The 20,818-nt window shown below is 46.5% G+C and carries 17 protein-coding genes and 1 pseudogene; 9 read left to right on the forward strand and 9 right to left on the reverse strand.

Annotation, left to right across the window (positions count from 1 at the left end; genetic code table 11):
• Positions 1–335: 335 nt before the first annotated feature.
• The 3 genes from C943_RS07655 to C943_RS07665 all read right to left on the reverse strand — a co-directional run bounded on the left by C943_RS07655 (position 336) and on the right by C943_RS07665 (position 3,534).
• Positions 336–1,496 (reverse strand): methionine adenosyltransferase, encoded by a 1,161-nt coding sequence (locus C943_RS07655; RefSeq protein ID WP_008626152.1) that lies wholly within the window; start codon positions 1,494–1,496, stop codon positions 336–338.
• A 214-nt stretch (positions 1,497–1,710) separates the two neighbouring features.
• Positions 1,711–2,361, reverse strand: coding sequence for a hypothetical protein (locus tag C943_RS07660; protein WP_211208870.1), 651 nt, complete (start codon positions 2,359–2,361; stop codon positions 1,711–1,713).
• Between the two features lie 273 nt (positions 2,362–2,634).
• Complete coding sequence (locus tag C943_RS07665; RefSeq protein WP_008626157.1) at positions 2,635–3,534, reverse strand: helix-turn-helix domain-containing protein; 900 nt, start codon at positions 3,532–3,534, stop codon at positions 2,635–2,637.
• Between the two features lie 148 nt (positions 3,535–3,682).
• On the opposite strand from C943_RS07665, the gene C943_RS07670 reads away from it, so the two are divergent.
• The 5 genes from C943_RS07670 (at position 3,683) to C943_RS07695 (ending at position 10,224) form a co-directional block, all read left to right on the forward strand.
• Positions 3,683–4,132 (forward strand): nuclear transport factor 2 family protein, encoded by a 450-nt coding sequence (locus C943_RS07670; protein ID WP_008626159.1) that lies wholly within the window; start codon positions 3,683–3,685, stop codon positions 4,130–4,132.
• 95 nt (positions 4,133–4,227) lie between these two features.
• Positions 4,228–4,686 (forward strand): (2Fe-2S)-binding protein, encoded by a 459-nt coding sequence (locus C943_RS07675; protein WP_008626161.1) that lies wholly within the window; start codon positions 4,228–4,230, stop codon positions 4,684–4,686.
• A gap of 12 nt (positions 4,687–4,698) precedes the next feature.
• Complete coding sequence (locus C943_RS07680) at positions 4,699–6,960, forward strand: xanthine dehydrogenase family protein molybdopterin-binding subunit (RefSeq protein ID WP_008626163.1); 2,262 nt, start codon at positions 4,699–4,701, stop codon at positions 6,958–6,960.
• An 893-nt stretch (positions 6,961–7,853) separates the two neighbouring features.
• Positions 7,854–8,534 (forward strand): hypothetical protein, encoded by a 681-nt coding sequence (locus C943_RS07690; protein WP_040479603.1) that lies wholly within the window; start codon positions 7,854–7,856, stop codon positions 8,532–8,534.
• A 7-nt stretch (positions 8,535–8,541) separates the two neighbouring features.
• Positions 8,542–10,224, forward strand: a complete 1,683-nt coding sequence (locus tag C943_RS07695; RefSeq protein ID WP_008626174.1) for a gluzincin family metallopeptidase — start codon at positions 8,542–8,544, stop codon at positions 10,222–10,224.
• A gap of 115 nt (positions 10,225–10,339) precedes the next feature.
• Here C943_RS07695 and C943_RS07700 read toward each other — a convergent pair.
• The 5 genes and pseudogenes from C943_RS07700 to C943_RS07720 all read right to left on the reverse strand — a co-directional run bounded on the left by C943_RS07700 (position 10,340) and on the right by C943_RS07720 (position 14,750).
• Positions 10,340–10,933 (reverse strand): annotated as a pseudogene (locus tag C943_RS07700) (DUF1684 domain-containing protein).
• Between the two features lie 224 nt (positions 10,934–11,157).
• The gene (locus tag C943_RS07705) at positions 11,158–11,700 is read right to left on the reverse strand and encodes a hypothetical protein (protein WP_157198473.1); all 543 of its coding nucleotides are present in this window, start codon (positions 11,698–11,700) and stop codon (positions 11,158–11,160) included.
• 164 nt (positions 11,701–11,864) lie between these two features.
• Entirely contained in the window at positions 11,865–13,217 is a 1,353-nt protein-coding gene (locus C943_RS07710) for a flavin monoamine oxidase family protein (RefSeq protein ID WP_008626180.1), read from the reverse strand.
• A gap of 184 nt (positions 13,218–13,401) precedes the next feature.
• Positions 13,402–14,064, reverse strand: a complete 663-nt coding sequence (locus tag C943_RS07715; protein ID WP_008626182.1) for a hypothetical protein — start codon at positions 14,062–14,064, stop codon at positions 13,402–13,404.
• Positions 14,065–14,150: 86 nt separating this feature from the next.
• Positions 14,151–14,750: a TlpA family protein disulfide reductase gene (locus C943_RS07720; protein ID WP_008626183.1), complete on the reverse strand. Its 600-nt coding sequence runs from the start codon at positions 14,748–14,750 to the stop codon at positions 14,151–14,153.
• Between the two features lie 173 nt (positions 14,751–14,923).
• On the opposite strand from C943_RS07720, the gene C943_RS07725 reads away from it, so the two are divergent.
• On the forward strand, positions 14,924–15,544 hold the full coding sequence (locus C943_RS07725) for a hypothetical protein (RefSeq protein ID WP_008626185.1): 621 nt from the start codon (positions 14,924–14,926) through the stop codon (positions 15,542–15,544).
• A gap of 99 nt (positions 15,545–15,643) precedes the next feature.
• Here C943_RS07725 and C943_RS07730 read toward each other — a convergent pair whose 3' ends face one another.
• Entirely contained in the window at positions 15,644–16,219 is a 576-nt protein-coding gene (locus C943_RS07730) for a TlpA family protein disulfide reductase (protein WP_008626187.1), read from the reverse strand.
• Between the two features lie 203 nt (positions 16,220–16,422).
• On the opposite strand from C943_RS07730, the gene C943_RS07735 reads away from it, so the two are divergent.
• The 3 genes from C943_RS07735 (at position 16,423) to C943_RS07755 (ending at position 20,602) form a co-directional block, all read left to right on the forward strand.
• Entirely contained in the window at positions 16,423–17,040 is a 618-nt protein-coding gene (locus tag C943_RS07735) for an outer membrane beta-barrel protein (RefSeq protein WP_008626190.1), read from the forward strand.
• A gap of 163 nt (positions 17,041–17,203) precedes the next feature.
• A complete protein-coding gene (locus C943_RS07740) occupies positions 17,204–19,450 on the forward strand; it encodes a Tex family protein (protein ID WP_008626192.1) in 2,247 nt (748 codons plus the stop codon).
• A gap of 855 nt (positions 19,451–20,305) precedes the next feature.
• Positions 20,306–20,602, forward strand: a complete 297-nt coding sequence (locus tag C943_RS07755; RefSeq protein WP_008626195.1) for a hypothetical protein — start codon at positions 20,306–20,308, stop codon at positions 20,600–20,602.
• The last annotated feature ends 216 nt before the right edge of the window (positions 20,603–20,818 follow it).

Genomic DNA, 20,818 nt, shown 5'->3' on the forward strand with positions numbered 1-20,818 from the left:
AAACTGTCAACTTTTTTCAGGACGGGTCAGTATTATTACAAAAACTGTCAACTTTTTTCAGGACGGGTCAAAAAGCTAACACGAGTCGCCTTAGAACCGACACGAGTAGGAAAAAAGCCGACACCTGTCACCTCGGAACCGACATGTGTCAGCAAAGTGCCGACACGGGTCAGCAAAAAGCTAACATGAGTCACCCTAGAGCCGACACGAGTCAGCTCCAAACCGCCATAAGTCGGCAAAAAGGGAATATAGGTCGATTTATAGCTTGTGGAAAACAGCCCAACGACTTACTAGATAGAACCAGTAACAGCAGCAAATGGAGAATAAGTTTGCCCTTACTTATCTGCCAACACAATCTTTTTCCAAAAATGGGGCAGGAGGCCGAGGTAGTCCATCACAAAGGCCTCGATTTTTGAGCGGAAGGCGGTGCGGTTTTGGAGTTTGATTTGGATGCTTTGGGGTTGGGTGATGGGCTTGCCGATTTGGGATACCAAAAATACTTCTGCGGCGTCCCCGAAGCCCTGCGCCACCAATTCCCGGGCGAGTTCGAAGGCAAAGTGGTTGTAGATTTTGCCGACATGGCTGATGGGGTTTTTCCCAGCCGACGCCTCCAAACTCATGGGCCGGAACGGCGTGATGAGTCCATTGACGCGGTTGCCGCGACCGACCTGGCCGTCGTCGCCGTTTTCCGCGCTGGTACCTGAGACGGTCAGGTAGATGTTTTCCTGTGGGTAATTGTCCGCGGTATTGACAAAAACTTGTGCGGGGTCGAGGCCAAATCTCCCGGCCACGCTGCTGCGAATCGAATTGATTTTTTCCACATAATCCCCAATATCGGCGATAAACCTGTCTACCATCGCCACTGCGACGGTGAACTGCGCCTTGCCCTGATGCCTGACCCCCATCACTTTGATGTCCTCACCGATATAAGGGAAAAGCGACTTCGTCTCCGGGCTATTCAGAAAAAGCTCGATTTCCAGCACCTTTTTCTCCAAATCCGAAAAAGGATAATAGCCCACGCCAAAAGAAGTATCGTTGGCAAGGGGAATCTCACCGGCTCCGAAGCGTTTGAAGAGCGCCACCAACTCGCTGCTGCCGGGGCGGATTTTGGGGATGATGCGGATATCTTTTTCCACATCCAAAAACCGCAGGTGGGAGGAAATGCATTTCTTGGCAGCCGCCACGGCCAATTCGTCCACGGGGATTTTTTCTCCATTAACCAAAGAAGTGGCCCTTCCCGCAAGGAAAAGCTCAATGGGCTCCAGGATTTTTCCTCCCTTGTACTTGGGCGCGGATGCGCCGCCGACCAAAAGCGCCTTATCCACATTGTAATGGAAAACGCTGCCAAAATGCTCCAGATAGTAAGTTGACAGTGCCTTGGAAACCGATTCCACCACCTCATCACAAAGTGTGTCGGGATGCCCAAGGCCTTTGCGTTCGGCCATTTCTTGGCTTGGATAGGGCGCGAGGTCCTGGATTTCTATGGCACTTTTCATTTTCTGAATCGCTTAATACGTGTCCCCTTGTACTTTGGAATTGGCAAGGGAAAAAGGGTCCGATTTTTTCAAAAAGTTAGGAAAAATGGGGGATTATTTGGTGGGAAAGTAGGAATTCTATCCCGCTGATGTCTTCACTTTTGGATACGCGGTAAATCTATTTCCGGCGTCAATTGCCTAGGATTTAAGGCCTTCAGACTTGATAAAACATCCTCTAGCGCTGCGTCGCGTTCAGGCTTTGTTCACCAGGGCTGATTCGAGCATAGTCCGTCTGTTTTGTGAAATACTCCAAGACCAGCACCAAGAGCATGGACACTGTAAACGCGACTTTCTGCATGATGGCCAGCAAACCCCAATCCCCCAATCCGTAGAGGAACAGGGTGAAGTAGAAAATGAGCATCGACAGGATGCAGAAGATTTTGATCAGATGGAGCTTGGTCTTCAGGGTAAACACCGTGATGTAAAATATCCCGAGCATGGCCAGCGTGCTTGATATCGTTACCATCATATCGTGGAGGGGAGTGGCAATCAGGAAGGTGAATAGGATATTGGAGATGCCGACGATCTTTAGAACCTTTGCTCCATGATTGTTGGAAATCTTTTTGGACATATTGATAAAGAATATGCCATAGCCAAGCGCATGGAATGCAATCCCGATGATCGCCCATATTCTTCCGGGGTTTTCCTTCCCATTGAGGGCATTATCTTGGAACAGGTTGGTGATGAAGTTTTTTGTCCAATCAAACCCTTCTGAATCCATATCGAGCAGGGAACCCCCGGGATACAAAGCTGCCGCTATACTTACCAAAGACACTGAAATCACAATGCAAATCAGAACCGCGTGATTTTTGATGATTTGTCCCATGTTTGCCGTGGTAGTCTTTGTTGGTTTGAAGCCTATGCGCCCAAATATCGGAAATTTGTGGAATTCCTTTTTCAGGAGATTTTGTTCCTGATTCGAGTCTAGGGGAATGTTTTCCTTCAGCAAAAGCCGCCTAGTTTTTTTGGCTTTTCTCGGTTTTAGACGCTCAGGTTATTGCAGCTGAGCAGGAGTAGGGAAAACCAGTTAGCTGGTTCTTTTTTCGAACGCGTAGGTGATTTTTCAGGAAGATAACAAAACGTGGAGTCTACCTATGCCTCAATTCACCGACTCCCGATACTCCTTCGGCGACATGCCTACCTGCTGCTTGAAGAGTCGGGTAAAGTGCTGGGGATATTTGAACCCCAGGCCATAGGCAATCTCGCTGAGAGATAACATTGGATCGTGGATTTTTTCCTTGGCCACGTCAATAAGTTTCAGTTGGATGTATTCCAAGGCGGTTTTACCGGTTTCCTTTTTGATCAGATCGCCAAAATAATGCGGGGATAGATTTAGCTCGCCAGCGCAATAGGTGACCGATGGCAGTCCGACCGTTTGGGGTTTTTCGGAGGAAAAGTAATCTTGCAACAAGCCTTCAAAGCGTTCTAAAATCCCGCTGTTGGCCGATTCACGGGTGATAAACTGTCGGTCATAAAACCGCATGCAGTAGTTGAGCAAGAGTTCAAAATTGTCTGCCAAAAGGGTCTTACTGTGCTTATCCACGGCATGATCGAGTTCATACTGGATCTTGGAAAAGCAGTCCAGCACCAATTGACGTTCACGTTCGGAGACATGAAGTGCCTCACTGACCTGATAGCTGAAAAACGTGTACTCATTGATCCGCTGTCCAAGCGAAGTGCCCTTGATCAAATCAGGATGGAATACCACGCCAAAACCTTTTGGCTGATAGAGTTCCTCTCCTCCGTCCGTCCCGAAAATCTGCCCGGGACCGATGAAAACCAAAGTGCCCTCTTGGTAGTCGTAGGTGTTTTTGCCGTAGCGAAGATCACCGCAGACGACATCCTTCAGTATGACCAGGTAAAAGCCAAAATAGGTTTTGCGAAGCCTGCGGGGATTGGCCTTGGAAAAATCAATCACTGACACAAGCGGATGCAGGGTCTTGTGATTGTTGAAGGCATTGTATTGGCTGACGGTCTCAAATCTTAGGATATCTTCCATGGCTGTAGCAGATGATGATTCAAAATTAACTACTTACAGGTCAAATTATTAGCGATTCAACTCAATCAGTGAAATTGGTAAGTAATCCTGTGTTTTGTATAAGTCGTGAATTCGTGAATCGAAGGATCTTTGAGAAATTAAAAAACCCATGAAAAAGCAACTCTTCGTATTTGCCCTGTTACTATTAAGCGCAAACCTCTCGTTTGCCCAATCTTCAACCGAGCAGGAAATCAAAAAACTATCCATGGACAAGTGGCAGTGGATGGCAGATAAGGACATCGCCAAACTCACTCCTTTGTTTCATCCTCAGGCAAAGTTTGTCCACATGAGCGGGACCTGGACGACCGCCAGAGAACTCGAAATCATTGAAACGGGAAGCATTTGGTACAAGAAAGCCGACATCAAAGATATCGCGATCGAGATCGTTGGAAACACCGCTATCGTCTGGAAAAGAATCACCCTCACTGCCAATGTAAGAGGAAATGATGTTGTTACTGAATTTACCGTGACTGAAGTTTACCAAAAAGAAGGCTCGGATTGGAAAATGCTGGCCTTGACATTCAGCAGTGTACGCGATACGCATGAAATCGAGAAATGACAAATTGCAGTGAGTGAATTCTGTAGAAATCTGTTTGAATTTCGTAAGCGATTGAACTTCAGAACCATTAATTTTAAACTTCAAATCAACTCATTATGGCCATTTTCAATCTCAATATCAACGGCAAAAGCATGCAGGTGGACGTCGATCCGGCTACGCCTGTCCTATGGGTACTGCGTGACCACCTCGACCTTGTGGGCACCAAGTATGGCTGCGGCGTAGCGGCTTGTGGTGCCTGTACCATCCATTTGGACGGCAATGCCGTTCGGTCTTGTGTCATGCCTGTATCGAGTGTGGGCGGTTCCAAAATCACCACCATCGAAGGCCTTTCCGAAAACGGTGACCATCCCGTACAGAAAGCCTGGTTGGAGCACGATGTCCCCCAATGTGGCTATTGCCAAGCAGGACAAATCATGTCGGCCTCCGCGCTTCTCTCCAACAATCCAAATCCGAGCGAAGAGGATATCGACAACGCCATGAACGGCAATATCTGCCGCTGCGGTACCTATCTCAGAATCAAAGCAGCCGTTAAAACAGCCGCTCAAAACCTTTAACCCTATACACCTATGGCAACTTTAGATAAGAAATTGGACCGCAGGTCATTTTTGAAAGTCTCGGCCTTAGCAGGTGGGGGAATGGTGCTCAGCTTCAGTTGGCTGGCTGGATGCAAGCCGACCGAAGAAGAGATGATTGGGTTACCCAAGGAATGGTTTGAACTGAACAGCTATATCAAAATCGGGGAAAATGGTGCCGTCACACTTTATTCTCCCAATCCCGAATTCGGGTCCAATGTGAAGACTTCCATGCCGATGATTTTGGCGGAGGAACTCGATACGGATTGGAAAAATGTTTTTGTGGAGCAGGCGGACTTTTTTCCTCAGCGGTTTGATCGACAGTTTACCGGAGGAAGCCAAGGCATCCGTCAAGGATGGACCCCGCTTCGTACTGCCGGGGCTACTGCGAGGGCCTTGCTCGTAGCTGCCGCTGCCCAGACGTGGAATGTGCTAGCTTCCGAAATCACAACTGCCGCGGGCAAGTTGGAGCATAAAGCCTCCGGCAAAAAGGCACACTATGGGGAGATGGCTTCCCTGGCCGCTACTTTGGAAGTGCCCGAGGAAGTGCCCTTGAAGGAAATCAAGAGTTTCAAGATCATCGGAACCTCCAAAAGGAATGTTGATGGAGAAAAAATTGTCACTGGAAAGCCGCTGTTTGCCATTGACCATAAGGTAGAAGGGATGAAATATGCCGCTTTGGTCATGCCTCCGGCGTTTGGTATGCGGCTCAAGTCATTCGACAAAAGCTCCGTGACAGGGATGTCCGGGATCATGGATGTATTTCCGATTTCTCTTTTCAAAGAGGACTATGCCAGAAATTTCTTTGATACGACCACCTTTCCAGAGGTCGTTGCCATAGTCGGCAATTCAACCTGGGAAGTTATGCAGGCCAAAAAGAACCTAAATGTAGAATGGGAAAAGGCACCTGAGAGCTCCTTCACCTTGGCGGGACGGGGAGGAGGTACGAGTACGGCAACGATCCCCTCAGGACTGGAAAACACCCTATCCCACAAAGCGAGAATGGCTGAATACATCCAAAAGCCCGGAAATGTGGTGAGAAGAGACGGGGATCCCGAAGGCGCTTTTAAGAAAGCAGCAAAAGTGCTGGAAAGAACCTACACCGCACCGTTTTTGGCTCACAATACCATGGAGCCGATGAACTGCTTTGCGGATGTAAAGGGGGACAAGGCCGTGGTGTATGGCCCTACCCAAGCACCGGAGTTTATTATGGGTACATTGGTGCAGGCTTTGGGCATTCCTCGGGAAAATATCCAAATCAACCTTGCCCGAATGGGTGGGGGATTTGGTCGTCGTGCCTACAGTCATCATATGGTCGAAGCTGCCTTGATTTCCCAAAAAATCCAGGCGCCTGTCAAACTGGTCTATACCCGGGAGGACGATATGTCAGCGGGAGTGTACCGACCAACCTACTCTGCTACTTACCGCGCGGCCTTGGATGAAAACAATAACCTACTGGCTTTTCATGTAAAGGCTGGAGGTATTCCTGAAACTCCCTTGCATGCAAACCGATTCCCTGCCGGTGCCATCGACAATTATTTGGCAGAAGCCTGGGACATTCCGTCGAATATTACCATCGGCGCATTCCGTGCACCCAGATCCAACTTTATAGCTGGAGCAGAGCAAAGTTTCTTGGACGAATTGGCGGAAGAAATGGGCAAGGACCCGATCGAATTTCGGCTGGAGTTACTCAAAAGAGCCGAAACCAACCCAGTTGGGGAAAACAATGACTACGACGCGAAACGCTATGCCGGGGTCTTGGAATTGGTGCGTGAGAAATCCAACTGGAATACGCCTCAGGCCAACGTCAGCCGTGGGGTATCCGCTTATTTCTGCCACAATTCCTATGTTGCCGAGGTAGTCGACACCGTCATCAAGGACAATCAACCGGTGGTCGAATCGGTATATGCCGCGGTGGATTGTGGGATAGTCATCAATCCGGATGCTGCGAGGAATATGGGTGAAGGAGCAGTGGTCGATGGGATCGGAAATGCTTTCTTTGGGGAATTGACCTTCGATAATGGTGCTCCCTCCAAGCGGAACTTTGACAAATACCGCATGATTCGAATCGGAGAGGCTCCGAAGAAAATCGAGGTACATTTTGTGGAAAACAACGAAGATCCTACAGGTCTGGGCGAACCTCTTTTTCCTCCGGTTTTCGCAGCCGTCGCCAATTCCCTCTACAAGGCTACGGGCAAGCGCTACTACGAGCAGCCATTTGCGCCACAACTCGAAATGCAGAATCTGAGGATGTAAAAGAGAAACCAATATTTGGAAAAGGCATTCGGTACAAAAACCAACTGATTCCGCTCCCATTCGAAACATTTGATTTCTTCAAAATAAAAAACGGAATTTTATTCTGAAAAAAGACCAGATATCGATCCTAATCGGTGTTTGGTCTTTTTTTTGGCCATTTTTCGAAAATTTATTTCAGGGATGTAGGCATATCGCTTCAAATTGATTCATGATTCCGACAATTTTGTAAAAAATCAAAAAATAGGTTCAAAAAACAATCTGTTTTTTCATAATTGATGTAAATATTCAAAAAACAGGTTTAGAATTTTGGCATAAAAAAAGGAGTCTCTGTAAAAGACTCCAAGTGTGGGTTTATTTGTAACTGACTACAGCCGTATAAACTTTGGTAAATTCTTGACTTTTGATGTTTTTTCGCTACCAAAATTTTTTAAACTTAATAATTTCCCTCGAAATGGCCATAGAAGCAGAAAAATATTTTTCCCAAAATTTGGTCTCCATTATCGATACCAATGACAGATTTGTGAGTCGTCACCCTGAGGAACGAAGGGTCTCCTCAATTCAGGGGGATGCTTCCCTCCGCAAGCTACGGTTCAGCATGACGGGCCGCAGCTGTCATTTCCTTTCAGTAAATGCCCAATTTTAAAACCTCGGAGTGACTGAAACGCTTGCTTGATATGGTTCGGGGATGCATTTATTTGACTTTTTGGAGGTTCATGATCATGCCGACATGTGAACTTCGACGAGCTTGGAATATTGATTTTTGGATTATGGTCGCCTTCACATAAGAATTCGAACAGGAAAGGCAATCCATTCACTCAAAATACTTAACTTTTATGAGGTTTATTAGCCGTTGAGGCTATTTTGTTTGGTGTTTAAATCGGTAGATATCTCCAATGATGGAAAATCAAAACAACTCCCTTGATAAGGCAGGCAAGGATCAGGTAAATGAATGGCAGAAAAAGCTGCTGCCATTCTTGATTGGTCTACCAGTTGTACTTGCGCTGGCGTTCATTTATCTCGCAAATAAGCAAGTGTCGGAATTTTACGATTCGGTAGGGAAGAAGGGAGAAGGAAGTTATTTTGACAAGGCACTATTTCAGGCCGATTCTCTAGGCACAGGCAAATCCTCAGAAACCCGCGACCAATGGTTGATTTTGCTCCATCTGGAAGAGGAAAGTATAAAAAATCGGTACAACCAAGCGGGCTTGTTGCTGATTTCCAGGGTGCTGACAAAATACTTGGGATTCTTTACCGGGATGGTGCTCGCGATCCTGGGCGCGGTTTTCATAATCGGAAAGTTGTCTGAATCCAGGTCTGAGATAGGTGCCGAATTCAAGGACCAGGTAAAATTCAATATCATTTCAGCTTCACCGGGGATCATATTTGGCGTTTTGGGGACGATCTTGATGATTACCACCATTGTGACTTCATCAGAGATCAAAGTGAATGATCAACCGCTTTTCTTGAACACCAATAGTATTCAGGTGATGACCAACCAGACAAAGCAAACCGGTAAGTTTCCGGAAATCGAGCTGATTCCAGAGTTTGAACTTGATTCCACCGATCGAAAATGACAGGCATATGAGGCGTTTTTCGTTTGTGTTTTTGTTCTTGATCACCAGTCAGATCGGGTGGGCCCAGGTAGAATTCGATAAAGAAAGGTATGTCGACCTCTTACGGAACGGCAAGTATAAACAAGCCTACCAAGAATTGATTGAAATCCAAAAGAAACCTCATGGTAAGACAATGCTCACTGATTTTCTTATCGGCAAAGCACTCTGTATGAGTGGCCATCAGGCGGCAGCGAACAGCAGGTTCAACCATATTCTCAAAAACTACAGACAGCTGGCACCCCCAATTAAGGATTTTGTAAGGTCCGAGATGCAAAGCTGCCAAATCCAATACGATAGCGATTACTGGTTAGCCTACAACGTGATTCCCGTCTATCCCCTGCCTACCGCCGGCGTCTCAGGCAAATTGGGGAAAGTCTACAATTGTTTTCAGGATTATAAGAAGGTCGAAATCGTCAGGAACATTGCCGAGGATGTGTTCAATAGCCGGATTTTTTCAACAAACGAGATGGAGGAAGCATTGCAAAAAGTCAAAGAATTCCTCCCGGAAAATTATGTCGCCGCCTCGGGCAAAAACTTTATCCTGGTGACCCACAAGTCTTCAAAAGTTTCTACTGCAAAGCGGAATGAAATCTTTGAGGACCTTGAAAAAACACTCGCTTTTTACACCAGCTATTTCGGATTGACGCCAAATGACAGGGTCATCACAACCTACCTATTGCCGGACGTCAAGTCAATGCAGGAAATTGCCCTGAAGGTTCACGGAATGAAAATACCTGCTGAAAACTATGGTTACTCGTTGGTTCAGGACTACAGCATTTTGTCTATCAGCAATTTTCTGGGAACTGGTACCTTGAAACATGAGCTATTCCATCTCGCGACAAGGGCCGATATACCAGATTTGCCAGCTTGGTTGGATGAGGGCCTTGCCACCATTTATGAAGAAAGCCATTGGGAGGGCGATGAATTAAAGGGTAACAAAGATTTCTGGCGGACGGAGGTATTGTTGGGGGCGACCCAGAATTTTCAATTTTATTCCTCTTTGCCAGATTTGCCTTCATTCATCGAGAGCTCTTGGGACGATTTTGACGGTACGATTCAGGGAAATATTTGCCAAGCCTCCTTGAACTATGCCTACGCTAAGCACTTTGTGTTTTTTCTTGACTCAAAGGACTTGCTGAGACAGGTGATTGATTCTTATAGAAACCGGCGATTCGAGGACATGGATTCTGAAATGTTGTCGAACCTCCAGGTGGTTGAGGGCGTGATCGGCTCCAGCCTTGTTTCTCTGGAGCGGGAGTTTGATTTGTGGCTCAAAGGCCAATACCGGTTTTCTGTCTTGGAGCCAATTCCAAACCGAGGGACCAGTGGAATCGAGTTGCACCAAATTTCTCTGGTTAAGGAATTCAAAAAACAGATATTGAGGGCTGGACAAATTTCGCTAAAAATGAGAGAGGAAGGCGATACTGATTTAGTTCAAAAGTTGGAAGCTGAAATAACTGCAAGCCGTGAAAAGTATGCGACAGCGCTGAATTCTTACAATAGTACCCTCAAGTTGACTTTTTCAACGGTATCACGTCCGAGAGGAGATGAAATTGAATTTGCACGCGCAACCGATGAACTCATGTCGGCAATCTCATCCCTAACGAACTCCCTAAAGCAAAGTATTGATCAGATAGAAAGTGGGGCATAGCTTCGAATCTGTGTCTTGCATTGGCATGGTAGACAGCTATTTCTGTCGTATCCAGGCTCAAATGACAGTCGATGAATCGACATTGGATAATCTGAAAATGGTCCGATGTTCGGATTCAATACCTTACCCCAGCCAAGATGGCGATGGACAGGTCATTTTCCTTCGGCGGTATGGGGCAAGAGTACCGGTCGCTGTACGCGCATTAGGGGTTGTAGGCTTTGTTGAAGTCGATGACAATCGTGTCTCCTTCGGGAATCTCCAGGTCAATGTACCTGCCGCCTCCATATGTTCCCGTGCCGTTGCTTTGGTCGGTAAATGGTAGGAATAGCCTGTTTTTGGATTCTTCCTTTTGCCTGGAACTCCTATCGCTATAAAGTATCAATGTGTATTCCTTCCCATCAAGCGTAAAAGTGGCCTTTGCAAAGCGGTCATAAGCCCGCAGCCGGTCATCGCTGGTACGCATGCGCAGGGGATTGGATGGAGGCAGCCACTCGAGTTTAGCCGTGACGCTATATTTTTCATCAATCGGGAAAAAGGGAAGCCCTTTGAACTCTTCCATTTTCTCCTTCGAGAGCGGGGATTTTTCAGGGTCTGTGAAGCTTTTGTTCAAATCCTCCTGAAATTCCCGGATGGATTTCTTGTAGGATTGTGCCGATGCGAGTATCGGGAAGCCGATTAGGAAAACAAGCAAAAGCGCTTTAGAATGCATAGCTGGATGTTCAAAAATACTTGAATCCTAAATTAGACGTTTTTGCCGAAAAAAAAGTGATCCAAAATAGAAATCCCTAGTGGATTACGGGAAAAGAATTCCGCGAGCTTATTCGCTTTTTTCTCGTTAATCCCGTCCTTGTTTGATGGGATTTACTTTGTGGTTTTATCTTTCAAAACTTAATAAACCAAGTGACATGCCCTGAGGGCATGAATGTTTCATTTTCAGGCATATCCATTGATCCTTAATTCCGAATATGTCTTGGTTGCAAGATTTATCTTGAGATTAAAATAGCAATTTCCTCCATCGAGAACCCACACGACCCCCTTTCTCCAACTATCGTTAAAATTATCACTACAGAAAAAGTTGATCCAAATCTCTTTTTGGCCTTTGCTGTTGAGTATCGGGACATATTGCCTTTTGTATCCTTCTGTCCGCAATTCATATCCTGTTTCTGCGATTTGTCTATCCGGGTGGTTTTTATTGTGCTGTTCAAGCATTTCCCGCTGATGATGGTTATTCTCCTCGATCGCTTTTTCCAAGATTTTCTCGATTTCTATCAGTTCAGCCTCAGAAAGTGTGGCGGGTTTTTCGTCTTTAAAAGCCCAAGGAAGATCAGAGTCAGGTTCCAAAATCACATATACTGAATCGGGGAGTAGGAATTTTTCTAGTTCCGCCTCGGTTACGCCCGGAATGTCGGCGTCTTTAATTGGTTGCTTGCAGCCGGTGATTAGGAAAGAAAGTAGGAAAATTGGATACCTCATCATGTGCTTTGCTTGCTTTAGATATTCTGGTTGGTATTTGAATCCCAATTATGGATAATACGATTCTTTGTCCCTTTTTATACGGAATTATAATTTAGTGAAATCCTCCAAATATTCCCGCATCCCATTTCCCCTGCCATGGTCTATGGTCTATTGACTATCGACTTTTATCCGCCTTTTCCCCAATCCGCCACCAGTCTTGCCGCTTTTTCCCCAGCCAAGACAGCGCCCTCGATATAGCCGTACCATTTTTCCGATGCTTCGGTACCTGCCCAGAAGACATTGCCATGGGGTTGTCGGTAGCTGTCCCTGAATCCTGTCCAGGCCCCTGTCGGGTACAGACCCGCATAGCAGCCTTTGCTCCAGGCTTCGTCCGACATGGTATGGTCCACGTATTGGATGGGATTGTTGGCTTTTTCCCCAAAGTACCGCGCAAGGATCTGCTGCATCACTGCTTGTCGGTGGGTCTTGTCTTTTTCGAGAAATGCCTTGGCCCGATCTCCGATGCAAAAGCCCAGGATGATGCCGTAGCTGCCGTCTTTTGGCGAGCTGTCAAACATGCTTTGGAATGGTGAATGCTCGTCCGCAAAAGCTTGACCGCTGAAATCCTCTTTTCTCCAAAAAGCCTTTTCATAGATCATGAAGCATTTGATGACGATGCCCATGGCAATCCGGTCCATGACTTGGCGCTTTTCCAAGGGAAGCGGAGGATCGAATGTGATGTTGGCGGCAAGCGGAGGAGGAATCGCGACAATGGCTGTTTTGGCGATATACTCAAAACCTTGGGCGATTACCTTCACCGACTCTTTTTCTTGATATATACTTTGAACAGGATGCTCGAATAGGATTTCTTCCCTGAACGGCTCCGCCATCCGCTCAATCAGGGTTTGCATACCGCCTACGATGCGGTGCTGTTGGGCGCCGTTTTCGATGTTGATAAGGGTGTTGAGGTCGCGGCCGGACTTGATGTAGAATAGGGCGTGAAGCAGCGAAACCTCGTTGAGTTCGCAGGCAAACACCGTCTCGAGGGCAAGCTTGACCAAATTCCTGCTGGCTTTGGTTTTGCAATTTTCCTCCAGGAAATAGGCCAAAGAAACGCTGTCGTAGTAGCTTGCTTTTGGATGGGTCCAAGGCTGTTGCTGGTCGATGGATTTGGCCATGCTTTCCAACTTCTTGATGACAAGGTCAATATTGACCAAGGAAATCAGGTCCAGTTTGGGGATCAGGCCTTTGAACTTTTTCACTTTCCCCCCAAAATCAAGCATATGATAGCCCGAATTGTACGTCTCGAAATAGGGCACGGTGAGTTCCGCGCAGAGTTGGTACATCCGGTCCTGTCCCGGCCCAATCCACTGACCACCCAAATCAAGGTAAAGTTCCTCGGAGAAATGCTTGGTATGTACCCGACCGCCTATGCGGTCGCGGGCCTCGAGTACCTTGAAAGAAAGGCCTTTTTCGTGAAGCAGCTTCGCCGCGCCGATGCCCGAAAACCCGCCGCCGATGATGATGGTGTCAAGCATGGTTACTGGGGTTTGGGGTCTTATTTGATTGACTAGGGATTTCTCGGCCTGGTGAATTGGTTTTCGGTAAAAAAAGCAAAGACTTCATGCGGATGGGTTTCTAGGGATTGGAACCAAAAATTCCAGAATAAAACCCGAATCTGCAAGAAGTCTTTGTGCGCTGACCCGTCAGGTCAAGGATTATTTAGAAATGGAAAGCAAACCGGATGGCGCGGAGGGGAGACAAAAACAGGCCGAGGTTGTTGTTTTGGATGCTCGTTTCTCCTGAGCCTGTCTGATTACTTTGAAGATCATATACTGTCATGTTGGAGTAATTGATCGTGCCGGAGGTTTCGGCCGATATCGAAAAGTGTTTGGATAGGTGATACCTCATTCCCAGGAATGCAGTGGCGCCGATGTTGGCGGTTGTCGTCCGTCGGGAAGTGACTGTTTGGTTTGGATCGACTGGATTAAGTTCACTGAATGAGCGGCCATATCCGAATGACAGGTCGGTGCCATAATATCCGATAATTCGTGGATGAAACGCCTTTTGCCATTCTTTACCGATATAGACCTGAAAGGATTGTCCATTTTGGTCTTGCTTGTTTCCGTTGTTCTCAAACTGCCCGAAGTTTGCTCCAATCGACCCACCTAGCCTAAGCGCCACGTTTTTTCCGTTTTTGTTGACGTAGTGTTTCCTGTATAAAAGATCAAATGGATATTCTCCAACCAAGACAGGCGCGATATTCAGCGAAAGTTCGTGCTTGGTCTTTGCATAGTCGAAAACTGGGGGCTCGGGGGTTTCCTGTGCAAAACCAATCGCGACAAACCCAAAGCAAAACAACAGAATCAAAAGTCTCTTTTTCATAGATGTTGGTTTTTTGTGTGAAATACCAGCATCAACGAAAAGATTATAAATTAGTTTTTGCTGCGACAAGGCAGAAATTCAAAGCCTTAATTTTCAGCAACTTTGTTTTTCGTGTTCGTCAAAAAGTCCCTGAATTCTTCCGTGTCAAAATTGCTCATGCCTTCTTGGTAAAAGATGATTTCGCCATCGGGATTGACGACAAGGGTAGTGGGGATGGCCTGGCTTTGTAGGGATTCGTTGAGGCCGTAAGCGGCGTGGACCACTGGAAAAGTGAATCCCTTGTCATCGATGTATTTTTTGCTTTTCCCAAAATCCTTGTCCAGTGCTATCATCAGGAATTCAAGGTCAGGCGTGTCTTTCACTTTTTTGTACATCTCGGAAATATGCGGCATCTCAGCCCGGCAAGGTGGACACCATGTCGCCCAAAGGTTGATGAATACCGTCTTTCCACGATAGGATTCCAAGTTCACCGGATTGCCTTCCATGTCAACGAATCGGCCGCGGTAGTCAAACTCTTGGTTTTCCTTATTGACCAGTTCGATTTTTGGCTTTTTGATGCCGGTAGCCAGCAGCAGCGACTGTATGCCTCCCATGATGGGTGTGATCAGCCCAGTGAAATACAGGAACGCGAAGATCGAAAGTATCAATCCCCAACTCTTGAGTTCTTTTTTCCAGTCGATTTTCATCCTTTGAATTTTGGTCCCACAAATCTAGCGCTTGTCCTTTGGACGAACTGTGATATTGGACACTTTTCGCATTTTTGAGATTGGTTAAATCAGTTTGGATTTGTCTGTTCGAGTTTGTTTAACTTGACCAAAATGACTACTTTTTCTAATGAAAGTTGACCAAAACGGGATTCATGATGTCAAAAGGTTTCAGGTTCATTCTGTTTTTACCAATCATGTTGGCTTATGCCGCAAATGGGTTTTGCCAAACCTTTGAAATCAGCCCATTCAGCGGCTATACCTTTCCATCCAGTTTCGATATCACGGGTGGCACTGCCAAAATCGAGGGAAATGCCAATTTTGGAATTTCCGCTTCCTATGCACCTCAGGACCGTATCGAATGGGAATTGTCCTATACATATCTGCCAACTACTGCCAGGGCAAGCTCGGCTTATTTGCAAAATGATGCGGTCAGCAAGGCCCGGCTGCATTTCATTATGGCCGGCGCCAACAAGTTGATTTGGGTGTCACAAAAAGTCGCTTTCTATCCCGGGGTCAAAGTAGGCTTTTCTTCCTTGATCTTTTCCGACGGGCCAAGTCCCAACCTTACCAAATTCACCTTTGGGATGCAGGGTGGTGTGAAATATCTTTTTTCCGATCGTGTTGGTGCAAAGTTGCAGGGAAGTCTATTGTTACCCATTGTCAGTGCAGGAGGGAGTCTTTGGTGGAATCCCAGCACCGGTACCAATGTCAGTGGATGGACACCGATCGTACCTTTCAGCATCAATGTTGGCCTGGTCTTTCGTTTGAATTGAACAGACGACTGTTGTTGTTGGGCCAATTTTGGCTAATTTCCAAGTACCCTTCCTATCAAAACACGTCGCTCTTTTCCGAAAAAAGCAACCATTCAGGCGCTACTTCACACCCAATAGGAAATCCCTGAAATGGTCTGTATCGAAATTATTGGTGCCATTGAGGTAATACACGACTTTTCCTTCCGGATTCACGATGATGGTGACCGGGATGGTCTTGGTAAACATCGAGGAATTTAGACCTTCGAAGGCATGGTAGACAGGGAAGGTAAATTCCTTTGTCTGTACAAATTGAAGGCTTTTCGAGAAATCTTTGTCAGTGGCGACCATCAGGAACTCGATATCGCCCCGCTCTTTTACTTTGTCATAAAGGCTCTGGATGTAAGGCATTTCGATCCTGCAAGGTCCACACCAAGAAGCCCAGACGTTGATGAACAAGGTTTTTCCATGGAACTGTGAGATGTCGACTTGGTTGCCGTCTTTGTCCAATAGTCTTCCCGAAAAGTCAAAATCAGCCACCTCGGTCTTGGGTTCGTTTTTGGTGCCGACGATACCCAGGCCGATGAGTTCGAGACGCGCTCTTTTTTTGATCGATTTTCCTTTTCCTGTAAAATAAAAAAACCAAACGGAAAGGCCGGCAAGGAGGGCCAAGGCTATTAGGATGGTCTTGATTTTCATATCGCAAACATGTTGTTTCGGGCAATAAATTTGGTCGAATGTAGGGAAATCAAAAAGAATGATTTGTGATTAGTTTCACAATCGGAAAAACTTTGTCATGATTCAATGAAAAAACCCGAAATTTTAGTTTCCTGATCTCCTTCATTTTGACATTTACGTCTAAATTTGCCATCCAAGCATTTCTCAATCCACAACTATTTACTATGAAAAAATTATTACTTGCTTTCCTCTTGATTTCAACTTTTGGATTAGCGGCTAAGGCCCAAAGCGTAGAGATTACACCGATTACAGGTTATACATTTCCAGCAGGATTCAACGTGGGTGGCGGACGTGCTCAGTTGGAGGATGGCCAAAACTGGGGAGGTAATCTTGGATTTTCACCCAATAGCTTTGTTGAAGTGGAGTTGTCCTATAGCTATATGGCTACCCGGGCATGGACTAGTAGAATACCTGGCGCGGCAAATGTGGATACCAGGACACAAATCCACTACGCAATGATTGGTGCAAACAGACTTTTTCCCGTAAGCGAAAAGGCGACTTTCTTCACTGGTGGTAAATTGGGTACAGGGACACTGGCGTTCCCAAATGGTGACTACAGATCGCAAACGCGATTTTCTGTAGGATTCCAAGGCGGTGTGAAATACTATGCATCTGAACGAATCGGCATCAGGCTTCAGGCCAATTTGATGTTTCCGATCATCAGCTCCGGCGCCAGCCTTTGGTGGAGCCCGGGAGGCGGCACGGCGGTCGGCGTCACCGGCTGGTCTCCGATTGTCCAGTTTGGGTTCACCGGCGGTTTGATCTTCCGTTTACAGCAATAAGTACAGCTCGTTTGATCTTGAAGATTGGCCCTGGGAATCTCCCGGGGCTTTTTTTTTGCTTTGACCGCCACTGGGTTGTCATCTTCAGTGCCGGATTTTTTTCAAAATGGACGGTTGGTTTTTCCAATACTGCTTACTTTGCTGCTCCAAATTTCAGTGAATCATGAACACCAACCATTTCCTAATCGTCGCCCAAGAATTGGGCATCAAAGTCAAGCAAGTCACGGATACAGTTGAGTTGCTGGACGAAGGTGCCACCGTTCCCTTCATTTCGAGGTATCGGAAGGAAGTTACCGGCAGCTTGGACGAGGTGCAGGTGGCTACAATCAGGGACAGGGTACAGCAGCTGCGTGATTTGGACAAAAGGAGGGAAGCCATCCTCAAATCCATTCAGGAACAAGGCAAACTGACGCCGGAACTGGAAAAGCAGATCCTCGCGGCCGAGACGATGGCAGTGTTGGAGGACTTGTATTTGCCTTACAAACCAAAGCGCAGGACAAAAGCAACTGTGGCGCGGGAAAAAGGATTGGAGCCTTTGGCAGAATTGGTCTTCAGACAAGACCTGAGGGATGTGGAGACCGAAGCGGCAAAGTACATCGATGAAGCCAAAGAGGTCAATACAGTGGAAGAAGCCTTGCAGGGCGCCCGGGATATCATCGCCGAATGGATCAACGAAAACGCGGAACTGCGTAAGAAAATGCGGGATCTATTCATCAATGAGGGGGTTTTTGTGTCCAAAGTCATACCAGGTAAAGAGGAAGAAGCAATCAAATACAAGGATTATTTTGATTGGAAAGAGCCGATCAAGACCGCACCCTCCCATCGGGTGTTGGCGATGCGAAGAGGGGAGAAGGAGCTCTTTTTGATGCTGGATTCCTGTCCGGAGGAGCTGTCGGCGACTTTATTGATGGAGAAAATGGTCCTCACAGGGGCCGCAAATTCGTCTGTCGAGCAGGTCAGATTGGCCATCAAGGATTGTTACAAAAGATTGCTCAAACCCTCGATGGAGACCGAGGTGAGACTTTTCACGAAGAAAAAGGCAGACGAGGAAGCCATTCGTGTGTTCGCGGAAAACCTCCGTCAGTTGCTCTTGGCAGCGCCACTCGGAGAGAAATCGGTTTTGGCCATTGATCCGGGATTTCGGACAGGCTGCAAGACCGTTTGCCTTGGACCACAGGGACAACTACTGAGCTACGATACCATTTTTCCCAACGAACCCCAAAAGCGAACCGCCGAAGCTGGCGCGACTATCAGGCACTTGGTGGAAACCCACAAAGTTGAGGCAATCGCCATCGGTAACGGTACTGCAAGCAGGGAAACCGAGGCTTTTGTAAAATCGCTCGGACTGCCCAAGAATATCATCGTCACCATGGTCAACGAGAGCGGGGCTTCGATTTACTCGGCTTCGGAGGTGGCAAGGGAAGAATTCCCCGATTATGATTTGACGGTTCGCGGCGCTGTTTCCATTGGACGTAGGTTGATGGACCCTTTGGCCGAGCTCGTCAAGATCGATCCAAAGTCCATCGGCGTCGGCCAATACCAACATGACGTGGACCAATCTGCCTTGAAAAACTCCCTAGACGATACCGTCATGAGTTGTGTCAACGGCGTCGGCGTGGAGGTCAATACAGCTTCCAAGCAATTGCTGACCTATGTGTCTGGCCTTGGCCCCGTACTCGCCCAAAACATCGTGCAGTACCGAACCGAAAATGGCCCGTTTAAAAGCAGGGCAGAGATCCGAAAAGTGCCCCGTTTGGGCGATAAGGCATTTGAGCAGGCGGCGGGCTTTTTAAGAATTCGAAATGCCAAACATCCGCTCGATGCCTCCGCCGTACATCCGGAGCGGTATGACTTGGTGGAAAAAATGGCAAAGGATCTTGGCGTCAAGGTAGCAGACTTGATGACTTCGGAGGAATTGCGGGAGAAGATCGTCCTGAAAAACTATGTCTCTGAGACTGTCGGCCTGCCGACGCTGCAGGATATCATGTCCGAACTCTCCAAACCGGGTCGTGACCCGCGGGAAGTTTTTGAGGTATTCCAATTCCAGGATGGCGTCAACGAGATGTCGGACCTGAAGGTCGGTATGAAGTTGCCGGGCATCATTACCAACATTACCAAGTTTGGGGCATTTGTCGATATCGGTGTGCACCAAGATGGTTTGGTGCACCTCAGCCATTTGTCCGACCGCTATGTCAGCGACCCGGCGGCCGTCGTTTCGGTCAACCAAAAGGTCCAGGTTACCGTGATGGAAGTCGATATACCGCGGAAGCGAATTGGCCTGAGTATGAAATCCGATCCATTTGGAGAGCGCGGCAAACAAAAACCTGTGGAGAAAAAATCGAAAGAGACGCCTGAATCCCAAGGAGACTTTGCTGCGAAATTGGCTGCGCTGAAGGGGAAGTTTCGGTAGGGGATTTTGAAATTTGAAGATTGAGAGATTGAAAAATTCGGTTGAAAGGTTAAAAAGTTAAAACGTTTGAAAGTTTGAGGGATCGTTTATTTGGAGTTGATGGATATTTTAGACTGGCCACTACAATTAAAAAGCGCTTCTTAGGGCGACAGCCTTTCTTTGTCATTCCGACGGAGGAGGAATCTACCAAAGATCATTGGAAAGAGAGGTCCTACGATATTGGATGTTTGTCGTATTTTTTTTGGAGTCAGATTATTTGAAGGACCAACAATGAAGTTATATTTTCTTAATTTGGTAAAACATGAATCCTAGGTCGAATGGAAGAAGCAACGATCGATGAAAAGCGTTATTACCTGACATTAGGTGTAATTTTCTTTTACACTTGGGGAATTGTTTGGCCAGCGTTTGCGGTTGTCGGTTCGGTTCCTTTAACGATTAGTAAGGTTTTGATGGTCGTTTGGCTATTCATAACAATCTTTCTTATGGCCAAATCCCATGCCTTGATCAAACCCAAAAGCCCAAAGTGGTATTCAAGGATTGTAATTTTTGTGTTTCTATTGATCTTGTATATATTTTTCATGATACAATTTCTGATGTTTGGATTTGCACTTTGCCCAACCTGTCCTTGATCATTTCCACCGGTAAAGCACACACTATTTCAATTTTCAGCCTGTATCGTCTATTTACTTTTTCATTGGTTGCTTGAATTGGATTGACCAAACTTATTTGAATAAGCGATTTAGGTAGCAAATGCATTTCTTCGTCATTCCGACGGAGAAGGAATCTATTTCCAAACATTCATTTCGTTTGAAATGGATTTAAACTATTTTTAAAGCAAGACCTAAAGCCATTGCTATGAAATCTACCCACACGCACTTTTACCTATTTCTTTTCCTTTTCCTTTTTCCCTACAAATCCACCTTTGCTCAAGACAACATTGTCTCCGATTCCTTGGAAGTCATTTTGCCTGATTCAGTTGAACTGGGGGATAATGGATTTCATGAGGTCGTCAATGAGAAATTTATAGAGGGAGAATCGTTCTGGGAGGGATTTGGTAGCCTTCACGTATTCTTTTTAGCTTCCGGGATTTTTTTCTGGATTGCCTTGATCCTGTTTCTGGTGTTCAAGGTATTTCGGTACTTTTTTAAATAGTTTTCAAGGAAAAAAACGCTGACTGATAGCCTTCAACTAATTCCATTCAGAACAAAAATACAAAAGGCTCACCCATCCAGGAAGTCGGTTATCCCCGTGAGTAGCTACCTGCGTAGACCATATTCCAAAAAAGTTGCGGTCTTGCTTCCAAAAACCCCCACATGTCGACACCAAAGTCATCCACCGCGGCAATTTTCGGGACTTAGTGATTGGACT

Origin of the sequence: Mariniradius saccharolyticus AK6 (assembly GCF_000330725.2) — a bacterium.
In the GTDB taxonomy this organism is placed as follows: domain Bacteria; phylum Bacteroidota; class Bacteroidia; order Cytophagales; family Cyclobacteriaceae; genus Mariniradius; species Mariniradius saccharolyticus.